Genomic DNA, 19104 nt, shown 5'->3' with positions numbered 1-19104 from the left:
GTGCCTCCCGGAAATCTCCGGGAGGCACTTTTTCGCTTTGCTAGCGGCCGGGGATTCCGAGCGCTCCGACGCTGACGGTGATGACCGCGTCCTTGGAGATCTCCGAGCCCGGAGGCTGGGTCTGCGAGACGATCTTGCCCACCATTTCCGGGGTGAGCGTCGTGCTCTGGTTCTGCACCAGCTGCGAAGCGGTTCCCGCCCAACCGGCTGCGCGAAGCGTGCTCAACGCCTCCGACACCGTCTTGTTGGTCAGATCAGGCATCGCGACCTGGTTGCCGTTGGACACTCGTAGCGTCACGGTCGAACCCTTGGTGGCCGAAGTGCCACCGGTCGGGTCGGTCGAAACGACCTGCCCCTTCGGCAGACCCGAATCGATCTCCGTGATCTGGACGACGAACCCGGCACCTTCGATGTTGGGCCTCGCCACCTCTTCACGCTGACCGGTGACATCCGGGACACGAACCTGCTCCGGTCCGGTGCCGACGGTGATCGAGACCGCGGAATCGAGAACAACCGACACTCCGACGGCCGGGTCCTGATTGACGATCTTGTCGACCTCGGCGACGGTCGACGCCGCCTTGCCGATGGTCGGATCAAGTCGGAGTCCGACGGAGTTGAGCTTCTTCTCCGCGTCGTCCTGGCTCAGCCCGGTCAGGCGCGGGATCGCGACCTGCTCGGGTCCGGTGGACACGTCGATGGTGACGGTGCTGCCCTTCTCGATGCGCACCCCGGCAACCGGACGCGTCGTGATGACGTTTCCGGCGGCGATCACCTTGTCCGTCTTCTGCTGACGCTCCACTTGGAATCCGGCGTTTGTCAGCGTCGCCTCGGCGACGTCGGCGGGCTGGTTGGTGAGGTCACCCGGAACGGTCACCATCTCGACCTTCGGCGAGTTCACCCGAATGAGGAAGAACGTCACCAGACCGATCACCAGAAGCGCCGCGATGCCCATCAGGGCGTAGCGTCCGCCCTTCTTCTTGGCAGGCGGCTCGGCAGCGCGAGTTGTCCTCGCAGCAACCGGCTCGACCGGATCGGGAGCAGTGCGGTAGTTCCCGGTGTCGGAGCCGACGGCGCCGAGGATGGTGGTGCGGTCCTCGTCGTTCATCACCATCGGAGCACTCGGACGCTGACCGCCCAGGACACGTACCAAGTCGCTGCGCATGTCGCCGGCGCTCTGGTAGCGGTTGGCCGGGTTCTTGCTCATCGCCTTGAGAATGATCGAATCCAGCTCGCGCGGAATGTCGGGATTGATCTCCGACGGCGTCTGCGGATCTTCACGAACATGCTGGTACGCCACGGCGACCGGTGAATCACCCTTGAAGGGCGGCTCGCCCGTCAGAATCTCGAACAGCACACAACCGAGCGAGTACACGTCCGAACGCGCGTCCACCTGCTCACCTCGCGCCTGCTCCGGCGAGAGGTACTGAGCGGTGCCGATCACGGCGGCCGTCTGCGTCATCGGGCTCGACGCGTCGGAAATGGCACGGGCGATACCGAAGTCCATCACCTTCACGGCGCCGGCACGGTTGATCATGATGTTGGCGGGCTTGACGTCGCGGTGCACGATGCCGTTGCGGTGGCTGAAGTCCAAAGCGGCACAGACGTCCGCGATCACTTCCATCGCCTTGCGCGGAGCCATCGGCCCGGTGCTGCGCACGATGTCACGCAACGTGTCGCCGTCGACGTACTCCATGACGATGTACGGCAGCGGCCCGGCGTCGGTCTCGGCTTCACCGGTGTCGTAGACGGCCACGATCGCCGGATGGTTCAGCGCAGCAGCGTTCTGCGCCTCACGACGGAACCGCAAGTAGAACGTGGGATCGCGCGCGAGGTCTGCACGCAGCACCTTGATCGCGACGTCGCGGCTGAGTCGGAGGTCGCGCGCCAGGTGAACCTCGGACATTCCGCCGAAGCCGAGAATCTCACCCAGCTCGTAGCGGGAGGAGAGATTGCGGGGTGTCGTCATTGGTCTTGTCCTAGCGGTTCTTCAGCGTCTCCGGGATCCGCCAACGGCTCAGTGGTCGTTGTGGTCGTCGTTGTCGTCGTGGTGGTGGTTGTGGTCGTCGGAGTTGTTGTTGTCGTGGTCGGCGTTGTCGTGGTGGTTGTCGGCTCGGTCGTGGTTGTCGTCGGCCGAGTCGTCGTTGTTGTCGGCTCGGTGGTTGTCGTCGTCGGCCGAGTCGTCGTCGTGGTGGGCTTGGTCGTCGTCGTGGTCGGCAATGTCGTGGACGTGACGACGGGCGGCGTCGGGTCGCTCGGACCGTCGGTCGCGATCCAGACTCCGCCGATGATCAACGCCAACAAGATCAATCCGCCGCCGGCCCATGCCACGGCCTTCTGCCCACTGGTCATTCCGCCGGCTGCCGCGTCGTCCGCAACAGCTGCGCCCGTCACCGGGCCCGCGTACGTCGGCGGCATGACCTGCGTGGCACCCGTCGCCGGCAACGCGCTCGCGGCACCGGTGGCGAGCAGACCGGGCGGCGGTGGACGCCTCCCTGCCCGAACGGCTGCGACGGCGTCGGCGAACTCACCGCCACTGGCGTAGCGGCCGGCCGGATCCTTGGTCAACGTGATGTCGATGAGCTCGCGGATGTTCGGCGGCAGGTCGGCCGGCATCGGCGCCGGGGTTTCCTGCACGTGCTTCATCGCGACGGTCAGCGCGCCGTCACCGGTGAACGGGCGTCGACCCGAAAGTGCTTCGTATCCGACGATTCCCAGCGAGTACACGTCGCTCGCCGCGGTCGCGTCCTGACCGAGGGCCTGCTCGGGCGCGATGTACTGGGCGGTGCCCATCACCATTCCCGTGCGCGTGACAGGAGAGTTCTCGACGGCCTTGGCGATGCCGAAGTCCGTGATCTTCACCTGGCCAGTAGGCGTGATGAGGATATTGCCCGGCTTCACGTCGCGGTGCACGACACCGGCGTCGTGTGCGACCTGCAGGGCGCGGCCGGTCTGCTCGAGCATGTCGAGGGCATGCGGAACCGCCAGGCGGCCGACGCGTGCCAGGACAGCGTTGAGCGGCTCACCGTTGACGAGTTCCATCACCAGGTACGCCGTGGAATCGCCCGAGCTGTCGCGGGTCTCGCCGTAGTCGTAGATTCCGGCGATACCGGGATGGTTGAGCTGTGCGGTGGTGCGGGCCTCGAAGCGGAAGCGCTCCAAGAACTCCGGATCGGAAGAGAACTCGGACTTGAGTACCTTGACGGCGACGCGACGGTTGAGCCGGGAGTCGGTGGCTTCCCACACCTGACCCATCCCACCGGTGGCGATGAGACGGATCAATCGGTAACGATCGGCGATCAAAGCGCCGTTGTTCAACGCCACGGTTCAGCCCCCTTGGATTCCGGCTGCGATGACTGCACGACCGATCGGCGCAGCAACCGAGCCACCGGTAGCGGCAAGTCCGCGGTCACCACCGTTCTCGACGATGACGGCCACGGCGACCGTCGGATTCTGCGCCGGTGCAAAAGCGATGTACCAGGCGTGCGGCGGAGTTTCCCGCGGGTTCACGCCGTGCTCGGCGGTACCGGTCTTGGACGCGATCTGAACTCCGGGGATCTTGCCGTCGCCGCCGGTGAAGTTCTCCGAGCCGATCATCAGATCAGTCAGCGTTGCGGCCACTGCCGGCGAGATCGCCTGACCCATCGACACCGGTGACGGCGTACTGAGATCGGTCAGATCGGGCGCCTGCAACTGGGAGATCAGGTTGGGCTGCATCCGCACACCACCGTTGGCGACGGTCGCGGCGATCACTGCATTCTCGAGCGGGGTCACCGCGACGTCGCGCTGGCCGATACTGGTCTGGCCGAGAGCCGCGTCGTCGGAGATGTCGCCGACCGTGCTGTCTGCAACCGGCAGCGGGATCGCGGGAGTGTTGGGTCCGATACCGAAGGCGCTGGCCTCGTCCTTGATGGCGTCGGCGCCGTCTTTGATGCCCAGTTCGACGAACGCCGTGTTGCACGAGCGCGCGAACGCGTCGCGCAACGACGCCGTCGGGTTGGGGCCGCACGTGCTGCCGTTGTAGTTCTCGAGGGTCGTGCTGGTGCCGGGCAGCGTGATCTGCGGAGCCGCGGTCAGCTGGTCGTCCGGCGTCGCACCGTTGCCAAGAGCTGCGGCCGTGGTGAGCACCTTGAACGTCGAGCCGGGCGGGTAGGTCTGCGAGATCGCGCGGTTGACCAGCGGATCGTTGGGATCGGCATTGAGCTCGTCCCACGCCTTCGTGGTTTCGGCGCCGTCGTGGCTGGCAAGCAGGTTCGGGTCGTAGCTCGGAGTGCTGACCATCGTCAGGATGCGTCCGGTGCTCGGCTCGATGGCGACGACGGAACCGGTGTAACCCTTACTGGTCAGCTGGTCGTACGCCACCTGTTGCATCGCCGGATTGAGCGTCGTGACGACGTTGCCGCCGCGCGGATCGCGTCCGGACACAAGGTCGAAGAAGCGCTGGCTGAACAACCGGTTGTCCGAGCCGTTGAGAATCGGATCCTCGGTGCGCTCGAGGCCGGCGCTGCCGTACTGCATCGAGTAGAAGCCCGTGACCGGTGCGTACGGGTACGGATTCGGATACTCGCGCAGGTACTTGTACCGGTCGTCGGTGGCGCGGGAGGCGGCAAGCACCTGACCGGAAGCCGAGATCTGACCTCGCTGGCGTGAGTACTCGTCGAGCAGCACCCGCGAGTTGCGCGGGTCGGCTCGCAGGTCGTCAGCTTTGATGACCTGTACGTACGTGGCGTTGGCGAGGAGCGCGACGACCATCACCATGACGGCCATCGCGACGCGGCGCAGTGGAGTGTTCATACGCGCGGCATCATCTCGGTATTGGCGTCAGCGATTGGGGGCGGACCTTTCTTCTTCGTCACTACCGGCGCACGAGCCGCGTCCGAGATCCGGACGAGGATGGCCAGCAGTAGGTAGTTCGCGAGCAGCGACGAGCCGCCGTACGACATGAACGGTGTTGTCAGACCCGTCAGCGGGATCAGCTTGGTGACGCCGCCGACGACGACAAAAATCTGGATCGCGATCGTGAACGACAGACCGGCGGCGAGCAGTTTGCCGAAGCTGTCGCGCACGGCCAACGCCGTACGCAGGCCGCGCACGATGAGGAGCAGGAACAGCATCAGCACAGCGGCCAGGCCGATCAGGCCGAGCTCTTCGCCGATGGTCGCGATGATGAAGTCCGTCTTCGCGAACGGCACCTGGTTGGGGCGGCCGCTGCCCAGACCTGTTCCGGCGATACCACCGGTGGCCAGGCCGAACAGCGATTGCGAGATCTGATAACCGGTATTGGCGTAGTCGCCGAGCGGGTCCAGCCAGGTGTCGACGCGAACGCGCACGTGTCCGAACATCTTGTAGGCGAAGAAGAATCCGATGGCGAGCAGTCCGCCGCCGATCACCAGCCAGCCCACACGCTCGGTCGCGATGTAGAGCATCACCAGCACGGTGCTGAAGAGCAGCAGCGACGTACCGAGGTCGGTTTCGAAGACGAGCACGCCCACCGAGACGATCCAGGCGAGCAGGATCGGGCCGAGGTCGCGGGCACGCGGAAAGTCCATGCCTAGGAAGTGTTTACCGGCCGAGGTGAACAGGTCGCGCTTGGCGACGAGCACTGACGCGAAGAAGATGATGAGCAGGATCTTCGCGAACTCACCTGGCTGAATGCTGAATCCGGGCAGGCGAATCCAGATCTTCGCGCCGTTCACGCTCGAGAACTTCGCCGGCAGGATCGCGGGAATCGCCAGGAACACCAGGCCCGCGAGGCCGAGTGTGTAGCTGAACCGCGCCATCAGGCGGTAGTCCTTCAAGAACACGAGCAGCAGCACGAAACCGGTGATCGCCAATGCAGTCCACATGACCTGCTGGTTCGCATCCGGAGACGGTGCCTCGACGCCGTTGTAGAGCGCTGTCTGTTCGTCGGCGAGGTCGAGTCGGTGGATGAGCACCAACCCGAGGCCGTTGAGCAGGGCGACGATCGGCAGCAACAGCGGATCGGCGTACGGCGCATACCGCCGAATTGCCAAGTGCGCGATCAGGAACAAGCCCGTGTACGCGAGCGCGTACTTGGCCAGATCGAGAGTGATCTTCTGTTCCTGGCTCGCCTCGACGAGCAGAAGCGAGACCGTCGTGATGATGACGGCAAAGCCCAGGAGCAGCAGCTCCATGTTTCGACGGGTCGACTGGACCGGCGCCGGGGCAAAACCTCCGGGCGGACTCGGAAAAGCCGTCCCCGCAGCTGCGTTGGACGACATCAGTTGACCGTCCTGCAAGTCTGACCGGGAACTTCGGTCGGCGTCGGCGTAGTCGTGGGTGCTGCCGTCGTCGGTGCAGCAGGATCCGCGGGTGGTGCGGGGGGCGGCGTGGTCTCCGGTGCCGGCGGGGGAGTGGGCGTGGCCGTCGTCGTCGGAACCGGCTCACAACGAGGCAGCAGATCGCCGCCGATGAGACGGATCATCTGGCTCTGCGCATCTTCACGCTTGCCGGACGGCAGCCCGGCGCGCACCTGCTCCTGCGCAGACGGCTGCAGATCCGTCACTTCGAGGATGTTGCAGTTGCTGGGAATCGCGTCGGGGGAGACGAGGGTCAGGACGTCGTCGTCGCCGACGCAACCCACCAGATCCGCGTCTTGCAGCGAGTAGCCGAGCACCGAACCGGGGATTCCGCGCAGCACCGTCACGCGGCCGTTGTCTTCGCCGACGTAGTAGTTGTTGCGGATGACGGCGCGGCCGATCACAGCGCCGACGCCGACCAGCGCGATCAGCACCACGGCGAGGACCACCCACCACAACCGGTTCCGCTTCTTCTTCGGTTCCGGTTCGGGTTGGGAGACAACTCGCTTGGGCGTCGCGCGCGGCGGACGCATGGCAGCGGCGCGGCCGGCAGCGGTGTTGGGGGGAGGGGCGTCCTCTTCCTCTTCCGTCGACGCGGCGCCCGCGACGATGGGATGCGACTGGCCGTAGTCGAGGTCGATGACATCGGCGACGACGACGGTGACGTTGTCGGGACCGCCGCTGCGCAGCGCCAATTCGATGAGACGGTCGGCGCACTGCTCCTGCGAGCCCTCGCGCATCGTGTTCTCGATGGTCTCGTCGCTGACCACGTCGGAGAGGCCGTCGGAGCAGAGCAGGTAACGATCGCCGGCGCGGGCTTCGCGCACGGTGAGCGTCGGCTCGATCTCGTTGCCGGTCAACGCCCGCATGATCAGGGATCGCTGCGGGTGCGTGTGTGCCTGTTCGGCGGTGATCCTGCCCTCGTCGACCAACGACTGCACGAAAGTGTCGTCGCGGGTGATCTGCGTCAGGTGGTCGTCGCGCAGAAGGTAGGCGCGCGAGTCGCCGATGTGCACGAGACCGAGCTTGCTGCCGGAGAAGAGGATCGCGGTGAGCGTGGTGCCCATGCCGTCGAGTTCGGGTTCTTCCTCGACGTGATCGGCGATGGAATCGTTACCCTCGCGGGTGGCTGCCTCGAGCTTGCCGAGCAGATCCTCGCCGGGCTCGTCGTCGTCGAGATGCGCCAGGGCGGCAATCATCAACTGCGACGCGACCTCACCGGCCGCGTGTCCGCCCATACCGTCGGCTAAGGCCAACAGGCGTGCACCGGCGTACACGGAATCTTCGTTGTTGGAGCGCACGAGACCGCGGTCGCTGCGCGCCGCGTAGCGGAGAACAAGGGTCACGGGCGTAGCTCGATTACCGTCTTGCCGACGCGAACCGGGGTGCCCAGCGGGACGCGCACCGCAGTGGTGACCTTGGCGCGGTCCAGATAGGTGCCGTTGGTCGAACCGAGATCCTCGACGTACCAATCAGCGCCGCGCTGCGAGAGCCGCGCATGGCGCGTCGACGCGTAATCGTCGGTGAGAACGAGCGTCGAATCGTCGGCGCGGCCGATCATGACCGGCTGTGAGCCCAGGGTGATGCGGGTACCGGCGAGGGCGCCCTGCGTGACCACCAGGTACCGAGGCACCTTCGCCTTGCCCAGCGAGGGCAGGACCTTTCCGGCACGGGTGTACCGCGGCGGAACCCTGACCCCGGAACCGGCATAGATGTCGGAGCGGAGAGTGCGGAGGACTGCCCAGACGAACAGCCACAGTAGGAGCAGGAAGCCCGCCCGTGTGAGTTGCAGAATCAGGCCCTGCACGGCTGTCCACCTCCTTCTATGGCTCGAGCCCCGCCGCAGCGGGGTTCGAGCATTGTCGACTGGCAGCATCATAGGGGGCTCTGGGCCCCGAAGATCACGATACTGACAGCCGCGTGACGGCGGCGCGCCGACGGACCGCCGAATGTTCGATTGTTATCGGAAAAATCCTGGCGTCCGTTTCTCAGCTCAGAGAATGCGAACCAGAATCTCCGAGTGACCTGCGCGAATGATGTCGCCGTCTGCCAGCTGCCAGTCCTGGACCGGTGCTCCGTTGACGGTGGTGCCGTTCGTGGATCCCAAATCGGACAGCATCGCGGTGCGGCCGTCCCAACGGATGTCGATGTGGCGGCGTGAGACGCCGGTGTCCGGGAGGCGGAACTGAGCTTCCTGGCCGCGACCGATGACATTGCTGCCGTCGCGAAGCTGGAAGTGGCGTCCGCTGCCGTCCTCGAGCTGCAGGGTTGCCGTCAGGCTCTGGGCCGTCGGTGCGTAACCGCCCTGCGGCTGGGCGTAACCCTGCTGCGGGTAGGCCTGCGTCTGCTCGAAGTTGCCGCCCTGCTCGTAGCCACCCTGCTCGTACGGCTGCTGTGTGTACGCCTGCTGGTCGTAGCCGCCCTGCTGGTAGCTCTGCTGGTCGTAGCCCGGCTGATCGTAGGACTGTCCGTTGTAGGGCTGCTGGTAACCCTGCTGGTCGTAGCCGCCCTGCTGGTAGCCCTGCTGGTCGTACCCACCCTGGTACGCCTGCTGGCCGTAGCCCTGCTGGTCGTACGGCTGCTGCTGGTAACCCTGCTGGTCGTAGCCGCCGCCCTGCTGGTCATAGCCCTGCTGGTCGTAACCGGCCTGCTCGTACGGCTGCTGCTGGTTCGGGTACGCCTGCTGGTCGTAGCCACCCTGCTGCTGGTTGTAGCCCTGCTGGTCGTCGCCCGTGCGGTAACCGTCGCCGCGGTCGTAACCGTTCTGGTACGGCGCTTCCTGGCCCTGCGGAGCGGCGTAACCGCCGTCGTCGTGGGAGTACCCGTTCCGTGCCGGCTGCTGCGGTTCGGGCTGGCGACCCGCCGGTTCGCGGCTTGGTTCGTAGCCTGAGTTCTGCGTCATGGGGCCGGCTCCTGGTTGTGACGGGACTGGATTGGAAACAGGGGGAACAATCGGTGCGGGTCGCTGAGGCGGCCGTTGTGGCGGCCGCGACGAAACCTGCGGAACATGCGACGGCGGCGATGCCTGCTCGGCGTCACCATCCGGGTCGACGGTTCCGCGGGTGCGGAACTGACCGGTGTGGAGCGTAGGCGAAGGCTCGAAAGTGACCGAGATGTCGCCATACGTCTGCCAACCCTGATCGCGGATGAAATCCTGCAGGTGTCGGCTGAAAGCTTTTGTCGTCAGTTCGCGATCTGCTGCCAGCTCTTCGTGATCGGAGTTGTTGATGGTGATCACGTAGTTGTTGGGGGCGAGAAGGATTCCGCCGCCGAGGTGCTCGACGCGGTCACGTGCCTCCTGCTGGAGCGCCGCCTCTACTTCCTGCGGCACAACACCACCACCGAAGACCCGCGCGAATGCGTCGCCGACAGCTCCTTGGAGCTTTCGTTCGAAACGCTGCACGATGCCCATCGGGACCTCCTCTCGCCTCGCATCTACGACGGCAAAATGCTCGGCAAGTAGCGCCGGCACCGCCTTGTCGCGTGTCGTCCAAACTGCTGTACAGGTTCCACGGTACTGTCAAATGTCGCTTCGGCAGTACCTGGCCGCTGTTTCAGCATGGTATCGGTTCTGGGCTTTTGGGTGCTCGATGTTCACTGATTCGTGCCCTGAGCTGCACGAATAGAACTTTCAAAGTTTGTCGTGATAATGTTTCGGCGTTGCTCGGGCGAGTGGCGGAATGGCAGACGCGCTGGCTTCAGGTGCCAGTGTCCTTCGGGACGTGGGGGTTCAAGTCCCCCTTCGCCCACCACAAGACGAGGCCACGAACTCACAAGAGTTGGTGGCCTCGTTTTTTGTTGTCGGCTATCTGGCCGCAGCCTGAATGAAGCTCAGAACGAAGTCCAATGCGGTGCCCGCAAACGGGTCGCCGACTGGTTGAGGGGGCGCGGCGGGCGCCGTGATCTGAGGGGTCATCATCCCTGGCGGCAGTGTGCCGGGTGGGAGATTGATGATTGCGTTGATGTCGTAGATGGTGTTGTCGGGACCGTTGGTCACCGAGAACGAGAGACTGCCGAAGTCGGCGACCGGAGTGTCGGCTGATGCAGTACCAACTGCGCTGCCGAAGGTGATCGCGGCAGCGAGCGCGCCGACCCCGAGGGTGGCGGTGGTCCGGGACAAACGAGTAGGCGTTTCGAGTCCATTCACAGATGTGCTCCCTTTCGTGGTGACAGCATCCGTGCGCGGGACGCCTAGCAGCCAGGAGATTGCAACCACTACCGAGGAAGATAACGGACATTCACGTCGTGGTGGGGTGGTTCGACAACGGTTGCTTCGCCTACGGATCTGAGACGATTCTCAAGTCGAGCGAGGACTGCGTTCGAGTTTTCGCGTGAACGAAGGCCCCTTAATAGATAGCCTAGATTTTTCGTGAATGAACCATCAGTTTTAGACACGGGTCCAGGAACATCTTTGTTCTGGTGGCCAGAATCTTCTCCCGTGTTTCAATATGGTCGGTTATGAACCATCCGATAGAGAGTTCGGAAATGATTGCTGCGTCAAAATCGAACTACAGGGAGTCAACGATGTCCTTGACTTTTTCTCCATCACTCGATGAGAGTCCTTCGTTGATCTGCACGAAGATCAACGCATTTTCCTAACCGTAGCGGTGTGGTCCGGCCAGAAAAGCGGCATCGGCATAGCTTTTTACTGTTTTGTGGTACATGTCGGCATTGTCGAAGATCATGACGGTTCCGCCTTCCCCCGGGACCGAGGGGAGATCGAAATCGTAGGCACCGGTTGCTGCCACTGCGAGCCCCGTGGTGCTTCCTGGTACGCAGTTCTTGCCGATGCCAGCGTCTTCGATTTGTGAACACACACTTGCTGGCGTCGTAGCTCCAGAGGAGGCGGATGTAGCTTCAGCGGAGGTAGTCGTAATTTCATCGGAGGAAGCCGCAGCACCATCGGAGGAATCGGACGAACAACCCGATACGACGAGAAGCGCGGCAGTAGCAGAGACAGCGGCAAAGATCTTCAACGAGTTCATTGGTCTCTTCTTCAAATCGCCAATTGTGGCGGTGTTAATGAGAACTTCACTTAAGCAGATAAGTCCGACAGGTTTCAGCCGACGCACCGAACAACGGGTGTGATCGAACGTTCGCGCGCAGATTTGAAAGACTCATCCCATCCGACGCCGAGTTCGGTGAATTTCTCTGGATCCTCCACAGCTGATACTCGAACGGGTCGACCTTCCCCGTAAATCGGACCTTCGACAACATCCAAATAGTTCACCCGCACTTGCACATGGCAAGTGCGGCGTATCTCTCTTCAGAGCTGTATGGGATGCTTACGCCCCGTAGGTCAGGCCCTTCCTCAGTCTGTGGACCGGCGGCCGATATTGGTATCGCGAGACCGTGATCCGGAGGTCTGGATCACGGTGACCCTGGAACCGACTGCGATGGGATCGGTAGGTTGAGTGTCGGAGTCGGGCATAGACCTGTTTCTGGCAGAGGCGCCGCCAGGCCGCCTCCTCACCCAACGATCACTGGTGTTTCAAACACGATCGTTTCTCGGACATGAACAGAGCCAGCCCGGCTGTCATTTTCAGAAGACACAGTTAGCGAGGATTCCGATCATCGACTTGCGATACTCTTCGGCTGGATCAAAGTCCATGACTACCTTGAGATTTCCGAAAAATTGAGATCCGAGCCGTTGGGCTCACATCCTCATGCTGAAACTCAGGCTCATGCTGGAACTCAGGCGTCGATGTCGTCGCGCTGTTCGAGCATGACCTTCCCACCCACGAAGACCACTCCCAAAGCGACCACACTGCCCCCAACCAACGCCACCTTTCCGAGGACGGTATTCAAGAACTGCTTACCTTCGCCATCCTTCTGGAACGCGAGCTTCCCAGTTTCCTGGACCAGCTCGATGATGAACTTACGTTGGTCCCAGTCGAGGTCATCTTTGTCGAGTTCGCCTTTGAGGATCTCGCGAATATCCTGGAGAGCCTTGTAGACCTGATCCTGGCTCTTGTCATTTGACTTGAGCGTGGACTCGTGGGCTTTTTCTATCTCCTTCACCGTGTCCAGAGCGAACTCTTTGAAATCTGGGAACTTTTCGATGATCTTGAGGGTTACCTCAGTGTCCATGTCGGGCATCATCGCGGCGAACCGCAGCATCTTGTCCTTGGAGAGGTTTCTCCAAGACTCGATACCGAGCTGCTTCTTGACTTCATCTTCGTTAAGTCCCATGCCCCTGCTCCGTCTGTCGTGCCGTCGGGTGTTTTTTCAGAGCCTAGCGATCTGCGTCGACAGTCCACTCGTCCAGACACCTCAGCTCTGGCAGGCTTTCGAAGCTTGTAGGAAACTCGCAAACGATCGGAGTGTCTCGCGATCGACCGGATGGGCGACGACGCTGACCGATGCTCTAAAGACATGGGCGGCCACTCTCCGAAGTGACTCCATGCGAACTCGGCGGAACACAGTGCTATTGACGCTCCAGGCTGGTCAGAAGGTCCAGTTCAGTGAGTCACTGCCCAGCGATCCGAAGGGCCCCGCAGGGGGCGTGGTGTCGGTGATGTCGAGAACGACCGGCAGCACCGCAGCATCGCCGATGCCGTTGGTGGCGGTGACCGTTAACTCGAATCGACCACTGGTGGTGGGGGTTCCGGACAGAACACCCTCCGCGGACAGAGTCAGGCCATCGGGCAGAGCGCCGGCGGTCACGGCCACGGTGGGGGCGGGCCGGCCGGTGACGGTGAACGCGTGACGGTAGGGCTGACCGACGACACCGGCGGCGGGTAATCCGGTGAGGGTCGCAGATTGTTCGGTCTCGATCACCGGCACCGAGTTGCTGCCCTGGTTGGTGACATAGGCGTGGCCGCCGTCGGGGGTGATCGCCACCCCGACCGGACTCACGCCGACCGGGACGGGGGCGCCGACGACGGTGTCCGCTGATGCCGGACCCGCCGCGGCGACGAAGGCGGTGACTGCCAACGCGGCAGCACCGGCGCACGCGAACAGTCGAGCCCGCCGCGTCGGTGACATCGATCGATGAAGAATGGCCATACCAGTGTGCCCTTTTCCGGATGTATTCCGCACCCTCGGCGAAGCGCGCGGCGCGGCCACGGGGAAGCGTCCACAACACCAGAACATAACGGATGGTCACCCGGAAACAGGTCGCAACGGCCCGAATTCGGACACCGAAAAACTACGGACACGACTGCCCGTCCGGTCAGCATCGCGGGGTTAACGCGATCCTAACCATTCGATGTGAGTGGTCCGATTCGCGTGAGGAGTGCGCAAACCTGTTCCCACACCGGATGCGATCTCGCCGACCTCGATCGCTAGTCCTCGTCCTCGTACTCCGGTTCGGGCTCATCCACCCATGCCTGATACTTCGGACTCTTCAAATTGACGTAGATCGCAATGACACTCAGGTGCAGTGAAATGACCGCTTTCGGCAGATCCCACCGGAGAGCTGCCGTTGGTCCGGGCTCGGCGCTCGTGGCTGTCCCCAGGAGTGCGGTAAGTGCCACATCGAGGTTCGTGAACCCTTCGTCCAGCAGCGAGCGAACTTCTGCCTTGGGAGTACCTAGATCTGCCAGGTCCGTGACGAAGATTGAGATGTAGCGCATCGAACGGTTCCGCCTGTACATGTACGCCGTCGGCCGGCTGACATGGAAAGTTCGTCCGAATCGAGCCGCCACCTTGCCTGAGTTCGACGAGTTCCCATCTAGCCTGTGCGCAGAAGGGTTCCAGGTCGTCGACGGCCCAGGTCCAGTCGAATTCTGCGGCGAGGCGAGCGATCCGGGTGGCGCCTTCGTGTCGACGTGCATGTGTGGATGCCAATTCCTTCTTGATCGTTGTTGACGAAGGCACAATGCCGCACAGTGGCGCCAAAACGATCGATTCCGAGACAGTCTCCAACACGACCGAGTGCCACGGAACCGTATTTCATCAAGGCAACTGTCCGTTATGTTCTATGTCGCGGTTGCCTCCAGTGGCCGCTCCGCCCTCTCCGGTGGATTCTGCTCGAAAGGCCGCACCACCATGGCACTACTCGATCACTATCTCCGACCACACCGAAGCCGACGCTTTCGAGGGCTCGCCGCTCTCCTGACCTCCGGAGTGCTGGCTCTCGCGGGCGCGACCACTGCTGTTGCCGCGCCCGTGGATGTGCCGGTTGATGCGCCGGCCCCAGCCCCCGTCACCAACACGAACACCGAAGCTCCAGATTTCGTCGACACCTCAGCCTCCTACCAAGCCCGGTTCTGCTCAGACGCGAAGGAGGGGAACACTTTTGCTGTCCAGGTGAATGAGGGCAAGGAGAGTGATTATCATGGTGGCGTCCCGCCCGAGGACACCTGGCACGGCGAGTGGATGTCGAACGTCACGTTCGACACCTGGTTCGACGACGTTCGACATCCCTATGGTGTGGGCATGTGGTGTCAGATCGTCGTGCCCACAGACCTCAGCGAGGGCGATTGGGTGCGTCTCATAGGATGGAACCCCTCCGCCAACATGTCGGCAGGTCTGACCGAGGTGGTTGAGGTCAATAGTGCGGTTACCGTGCGGCATATTAGCGGTCAGGGCTGGTGGTCTAATGCTGGGGGCCGCTGCTGCGGCTCGGTCTTCGCGACCGTCCCGGCGCCTGCCATCCCTGATCCTGTCGCATTGGCCGGCACAGTCGGAACGAGTTTCACCCGCACGTTCACTGCCACCGGGACGCCATCCCCTGCCGTTACTGTTGCCGCGGGTAAGGTGCCTGACGGTCTCGTCCTGAGCTTGGGCGGGGTTCTGTTCGGAACACCCACCACCGCAGGAAAGTTCGACTTCACCCTCACCGCTGCCAACGGTGTCGGAACACCCACAACACTCGATGTGACGATGGTTGTTGCTCTGGCGCCTGCTGCTCCTGTATTCGCGGACACTGCGCCCGTTGCGCTGACCGGCACCGTCGGAACTGTTTTGACCCGAACCTTCGCCGTTACCGGGACACCAGCCGCAGCTGTGACCGTCGTCGATCCGGCGAAGCTTCCGCCGGGAACGACGTTCGCGAATGATCCCGTCACCGGTGTTCCGACTCTTTCCGGAACACCCACCGTTGCAGGTAAATTCGACTTCATGGTCACCGCAACAAACGGCACCGCCCCCGCCGCCACCTTGCAGGTGACGGTCAACGTCACCGCAGCACCGGTCATCGACCCGCCCGCGACCGGATCCCTCGGATCGATCTTCGGCAGCTGATTTTCCGACACGTTCGCACATCCTGACCCCGTTGTCCTCCATCCCATTCGCGGGGCGGAGGACAACGCCGTAAGTACGAGATCCAAATGCTGATCTCTCATGCAGTTACGGCGTCTGCTCCCTCCATAGCTTCGACGTCTGTGATCACGTCAACCACCTGTTCGTAACGCTGCGACAAGTCGGATGCCGTGCACTTCTGGACGATCCGACCCATTTCTCCCGGTCCTAGAGTCAGCGATGTTCGTCCGGTGAATATGTACTGGAGGATGTAGCCAATCCCGTGCATCTCGTTTCGAAGGCCAAAGTCACCGAAGTGCTCGAGCTGCGGGTCGCGGTGGGTCCCCTTCATCTCCGTCCCTGAATGAGTGAAATCGGACTCCGGGACCTTCACCAGGCCGAGGTCCGAGATCTTCACCAACACTTCGTCTTCGTCGTAGAGCTTCACCAACACATTGCGCCGGCTCAGGTCCCGATGAAGAAGACCCTTCTCGTGAATGTGATGCATGCCCTGGAGAAACTGCAAAGCGATGCGTTTCCGTGCATCGAAGGTCAGTTTGCCGGTCCGATATTTGATGAAGTCTTCGAGCGTCTGATCGCAGTACTCCATCACGTACTCGATGCGACCCTCGTCATACCGATACACCTTGACCACATACGGGGAATTCAAGTCCTTCAAGGAGTCGAACTCCTGCTTGAACCGCTGACGCTCTCGGTCATCCAAGTTATTTTTCGCCTGTTTGATGGCGAACGGGATCCCGTAAAACGGATCAACATACGAGAAGACAAGTGCGTACGAACCCGAGCCGATGTTCTGGCGGTGGATCGGCCCCTGTGATTTGGGGCCGTCGAGCGGCACGATATCCGAAGCCATCGACGTGCGGCGATGACTGAACGTGACCGATCCGATAGCGCTGGTCGTCTCGTAGAGCTCGTAGCCACTCGCCGCCAGGACCGTATTCAACTGCATGAGCATGGTCGAGCGCTGGAGGGCCCGCGGCCGCACACTCGGATGTACTGTGTGCGCGACGAACTCCAAGAAGGTCTCGTCCGAGCTACCCATGAGATCGAAACGTGGGTCGTCGAACACCCAGCTATCGGCCCAGTCGCTATTCATCTCGCGATGCTTCTGGATGTCTTCGTACGCCGTCCTATAGCGAGGATCGGTGCTGGGGAGTTCGTTGAGGGGGTACAGGTCTGACAGGAACGCGGACTCGCTTTTCGCGCCGCGCCAGAAATACTCTCGCGTCAGCAGAGCGTCCTTGAGGGAACGTCGAGTCGCTCGGTCTATGGACTTGCCAGGTGAAGGTCGGATCACAAGGAATCAGTGTGCATCACGGCTTGCCGAACCTCATTACCGGTCAACGCACACCGCGCCTAATCATTTTGTACGCCAGAAAGCCGAGAAGAGCAGCGACCACAAAAGCTGCAACAGCATTGAATATCCGACCGGATGCGGTCATGTCACTGTTGACCGCCGCACCGACCCCGCCAGCTACGACAGCGAAAGAAACAACCGCAATCAGTGCCCCCGCCAGGGCGAGAACCAGGCCCCCAACACCACTGGACGACAAGACATTTGACGTTTCGGTCCGGCGACCCGCCGTTCCCGCTGACTTCACATCAACTGGGATCAACGGCGGAACAGGCTCCCGAGTCGCCAGGTGTTCGGCAACGCGAATTTCATGCTGCTCGGCCCGATAACTACGTGCCAACTCGACAGCAACAGCGATGTCGACGTCAGGGTAAAAATCTGGCTCACCCGGATCATCAGTGACACGGACGGGTCGCCCAGCCCGGTTAACCAGATTCTCTGCAGACCCATTCTGAGGCGCGACGATTCCAATCTCGTCGTACACGAACAACGCCATGCCCACCTCGTCGGCGTATTCGACAGCCTGCCGACTGTAACCAGATCCGGCAAAAAAGAGCATCTGCAGATCGCTCCGATTGCCACGCGCCCCAAACAACCGCTGCAAGTCCGGACGACCCACAAAACCGACCCGATACTTCACCTGCGCAACCGCGCGCTCCGAGAACACATCAATGCCCCCGTCAGCACCAGGCCCTGAAACTTGGGCATCAACGAACCCGAGATCACGCATCCGAAGAGCCGCGTTGACCTCAGCCGCCCCCGGAGAGTCGATGTACTTCACAACAACAACCTCCTAGTCCGATGGATGCTAACAACGCGCCCGGACATCCCCACCGGCCGAGAAACGGACAGCCGGAATGAAGCTCCGAAGAAATACGCCGGTCCTCAAGAACCGAGATCTTCGGGTGGGGGACCCCGTTGCGGTCCGGACGAAGATCCTGATCCCATACGGCAATGAACTGGAATGCATTCCTGCTGATGTCCATTGGTGGCGCCATCGCCCTCGTGAGTTACCCCATCAAAGAAGAAATGGGAGCAAAAATAGGAACACCGATCCTTTTCATCGGCGCCGTGCTGGGACTCAGTGGCCTTGTACGGCTCCTAGCGTGAGGCGTAGGGGACACACGCTCAATCTCCCGCACATTCGAGGAAGAGACCACGACGATTCAGAACGACTCAGGCGCACTCGGAACGCGAAATGGACGGGTTCACCAGCGCGACCTGGGAATTTCAACGATGTAACTCACAACATCTCGCGATATGTGTTTCTCTCGCCCACAAGCGGTAGTGTCTTGAGCACTGAGAGACCACAACGCGGAACGTCTTCGAAGCAACTGCCGAGAGGTCAATCAGCCCTGAGAAAAGGGGAGAGTCGCTTTCGAGCCCTTTCCACTCGTGGATATCGATCCACCCAGAACTGAGCCGACCCCACCCTGGGGCACGGTGACGGGAAGGGAGGTAAATGACCTTGAACCCGGACTCAGAAAGAGACTCAGATGAGTCTCGAACCGACAGTAACCTGATCAAGTTTTTGAATCAGACTGCTGTCATGCTCACCGCAGTATCCATGTACTGCGACGCTACAAACAGCAATGCCACCTTGATGCTTGGCACCAAGATGGCAGCTGGAATGCTTCAGATGATCGTTATCGTTTTGCGGCGACCGATCACCAGAAGGTGAAGACGCAGGCGGTTCCTCAGGTGTTAGCGCACCGTGGAGCCGCCTGTTTTCAGTTGTACAACGAACGAACCTGTTCGAAAGTGCTCAACAAGCCCGTCCGAAGACTGTAACCCCATCACTGCCCGTGACGGAAGTCTGAGCGAAACAAACGGCAACGTAAATCGACAACTACCGCCGCTTCGCAGCATATGGATCCTGAACAAACAGTGCTGGACCAGCTCAAAGACAGCACCCTGAACTTCGCGGCTGCATTACACCTCACAATCTGCCAGAGGCCACCGACAAGAACATCAGCGCTACCGCGGCACCAAGCATGGCCAGCCTCCGCAGCTCCCGCACAATCACCGCGCGAGCCACCCGAGTGGGAGGTGCGAATGCCTGGTCCGTTGCCGGCGGTGTGTTGGCGCCTGCCCGGCGGCCGGCCACCTACCGGTGTCCTCCGAATGGAACTCCGCTGCTCTCCGTCTGACGAAGAGCGTTGATTTGTTTGTCCTTCTGGCCTTCCGATTCTCGTCGGCGGTGACCTGCGCGCAACCCCTGGCGGC

The 19104-nt window shown here is 62.1% G+C and carries 16 protein-coding genes, 1 tRNA gene and 1 pseudogene; 3 read left to right on the top strand and 15 right to left on the bottom strand.

Annotated features, from left to right (window positions below; genetic code table 11):
- Window positions 1-40: 40 nt before the first annotated feature.
- From pknB to QM609_RS24360, 7 genes are all read right to left on the bottom strand, one after another.
- On the bottom strand, window positions 41-1966 hold the full coding sequence (pknB, locus tag QM609_RS24390) for a Stk1 family PASTA domain-containing Ser/Thr kinase (protein WP_007729221.1): 1926 nt from the start codon (window positions 1964-1966) through the stop codon (window positions 41-43).
- Window positions 1963-3321: a protein kinase domain-containing protein gene (locus tag QM609_RS24385; protein WP_019746232.1), complete on the bottom strand. Its 1359-nt coding sequence runs from the start codon at window positions 3319-3321 to the stop codon at window positions 1963-1965. Before QM609_RS24385 ends, pknB begins: the two co-directional genes overlap by 4 nt.
- Before the next feature lie 3 nt (window positions 3322-3324).
- Complete coding sequence (locus QM609_RS24380) at window positions 3325-4791, bottom strand: peptidoglycan D,D-transpeptidase FtsI family protein (RefSeq protein ID WP_007735774.1); 1467 nt, start codon at window positions 4789-4791, stop codon at window positions 3325-3327.
- On the bottom strand, window positions 4788-6239 hold the full coding sequence (locus QM609_RS24375) for an FtsW/RodA/SpoVE family cell cycle protein (protein WP_007735775.1): 1452 nt from the start codon (window positions 6237-6239) through the stop codon (window positions 4788-4790). The genes QM609_RS24380 and QM609_RS24375 overlap by 4 nt, the downstream gene beginning before the upstream one ends.
- The gene (locus QM609_RS24370; RefSeq protein ID WP_050656757.1) at window positions 6239-7663 is read right to left on the bottom strand and encodes a PP2C family protein-serine/threonine phosphatase; all 1425 of its coding nucleotides are present in this window, start codon (window positions 7661-7663) and stop codon (window positions 6239-6241) included. The genes QM609_RS24375 and QM609_RS24370 overlap by 1 nt, the downstream gene beginning before the upstream one ends.
- The gene (locus QM609_RS24365) at window positions 7660-8124 is read right to left on the bottom strand and encodes an FHA domain-containing protein FhaB/FipA (protein ID WP_003943418.1); all 465 of its coding nucleotides are present in this window, start codon (window positions 8122-8124) and stop codon (window positions 7660-7662) included. Before QM609_RS24365 ends, QM609_RS24370 begins: the two co-directional genes overlap by 4 nt.
- 186 nt (window positions 8125-8310) lie before the next feature.
- Window positions 8311-9729, bottom strand: a complete 1419-nt coding sequence (locus QM609_RS24360) for an FHA domain-containing protein (RefSeq protein ID WP_050656362.1) — start codon at window positions 9727-9729, stop codon at window positions 8311-8313.
- Between the two features lie 254 nt (window positions 9730-9983).
- Here QM609_RS24360 and QM609_RS24355 point away from each other — a divergent pair.
- Window positions 9984-10069, top strand: a tRNA-Leu gene (locus QM609_RS24355).
- Window positions 10070-10122: 53 nt separating this feature from the next.
- Here QM609_RS24355 and QM609_RS24350 read toward each other — a convergent pair.
- From QM609_RS24350 to QM609_RS24325, 6 genes and pseudogenes are all read right to left on the bottom strand, one after another.
- Window positions 10123-10464, bottom strand: coding sequence for a hypothetical protein (locus tag QM609_RS24350; RefSeq protein ID WP_050656363.1), 342 nt, complete (start codon window positions 10462-10464; stop codon window positions 10123-10125).
- Window positions 10465-10912: 448 nt separating this feature from the next.
- Entirely contained in the window at window positions 10913-11302 is a 390-nt protein-coding gene (locus tag QM609_RS24345; protein WP_143541226.1) for a hypothetical protein, read from the bottom strand.
- A gap of 709 nt (window positions 11303-12011) precedes the next feature.
- Window positions 12012-12509: a hypothetical protein gene (locus tag QM609_RS24340; RefSeq protein ID WP_050656365.1), complete on the bottom strand. Its 498-nt coding sequence runs from the start codon at window positions 12507-12509 to the stop codon at window positions 12012-12014.
- Window positions 12510-12764: 255 nt separating this feature from the next.
- A complete protein-coding gene (locus QM609_RS24335; RefSeq protein ID WP_050656366.1) occupies window positions 12765-13325 on the bottom strand; it encodes a putative Ig domain-containing protein in 561 nt (186 codons plus the stop codon).
- A 278-nt stretch (window positions 13326-13603) separates the two neighbouring features.
- The gene (locus QM609_RS29305) at window positions 13604-14095 is read right to left on the bottom strand and encodes a DUF6301 family protein (protein ID WP_371683561.1); all 492 of its coding nucleotides are present in this window, start codon (window positions 14093-14095) and stop codon (window positions 13604-13606) included.
- Window positions 14013-14189, bottom strand: a pseudogene (locus tag QM609_RS24325) (hypothetical protein); the annotation flags it as partial. The gene QM609_RS29305 and the pseudogene QM609_RS24325, both read right to left, overlap by 83 nt.
- Before the next feature lie 45 nt (window positions 14190-14234).
- Here QM609_RS24325 and QM609_RS24320 point away from each other — a divergent pair.
- The gene (locus QM609_RS24320) at window positions 14235-15506 is read left to right on the top strand and encodes a hypothetical protein (RefSeq protein WP_050656367.1); all 1272 of its coding nucleotides are present in this window, start codon (window positions 14235-14237) and stop codon (window positions 15504-15506) included.
- 97 nt (window positions 15507-15603) lie between these two features.
- Here QM609_RS24320 and QM609_RS29300 read toward each other — a convergent pair whose 3' ends face one another.
- Both QM609_RS29300 and QM609_RS24310 read right to left on the bottom strand, forming a co-directional pair.
- Entirely contained in the window at window positions 15604-16821 is a 1218-nt protein-coding gene (locus QM609_RS29300) for an AbiJ-related protein (RefSeq protein ID WP_050656368.1), read from the bottom strand.
- Between the two features lie 43 nt (window positions 16822-16864).
- Window positions 16865-17659 carry a restriction endonuclease gene (locus tag QM609_RS24310; RefSeq protein ID WP_050656369.1) on the bottom strand — a complete coding sequence of 265 codons (795 nt, stop codon included), beginning with the start codon at window positions 17657-17659 and terminating at the stop codon, window positions 16865-16867.
- Between the two features lie 173 nt (window positions 17660-17832).
- Here QM609_RS24310 and QM609_RS24305 point away from each other — a divergent pair, with 173 nt between their 5' ends.
- Complete coding sequence (locus QM609_RS24305; protein ID WP_158656559.1) at window positions 17833-17988, top strand: hypothetical protein; 156 nt, start codon at window positions 17833-17835, stop codon at window positions 17986-17988.
- Window positions 17989-19104: the final 1116 nt, after the last annotated feature.

The organism is Rhodococcus sp. IEGM 1302, from assembly GCF_030056935.1.
GTDB lineage: Bacteria > Actinomycetota > Actinomycetes > Mycobacteriales > Mycobacteriaceae > Rhodococcus_F > Rhodococcus_F qingshengii.
The sequence above is the reverse complement of the archived record's forward strand: the minus strand, read 5'-3'. Positions and strand labels throughout refer to the sequence as shown.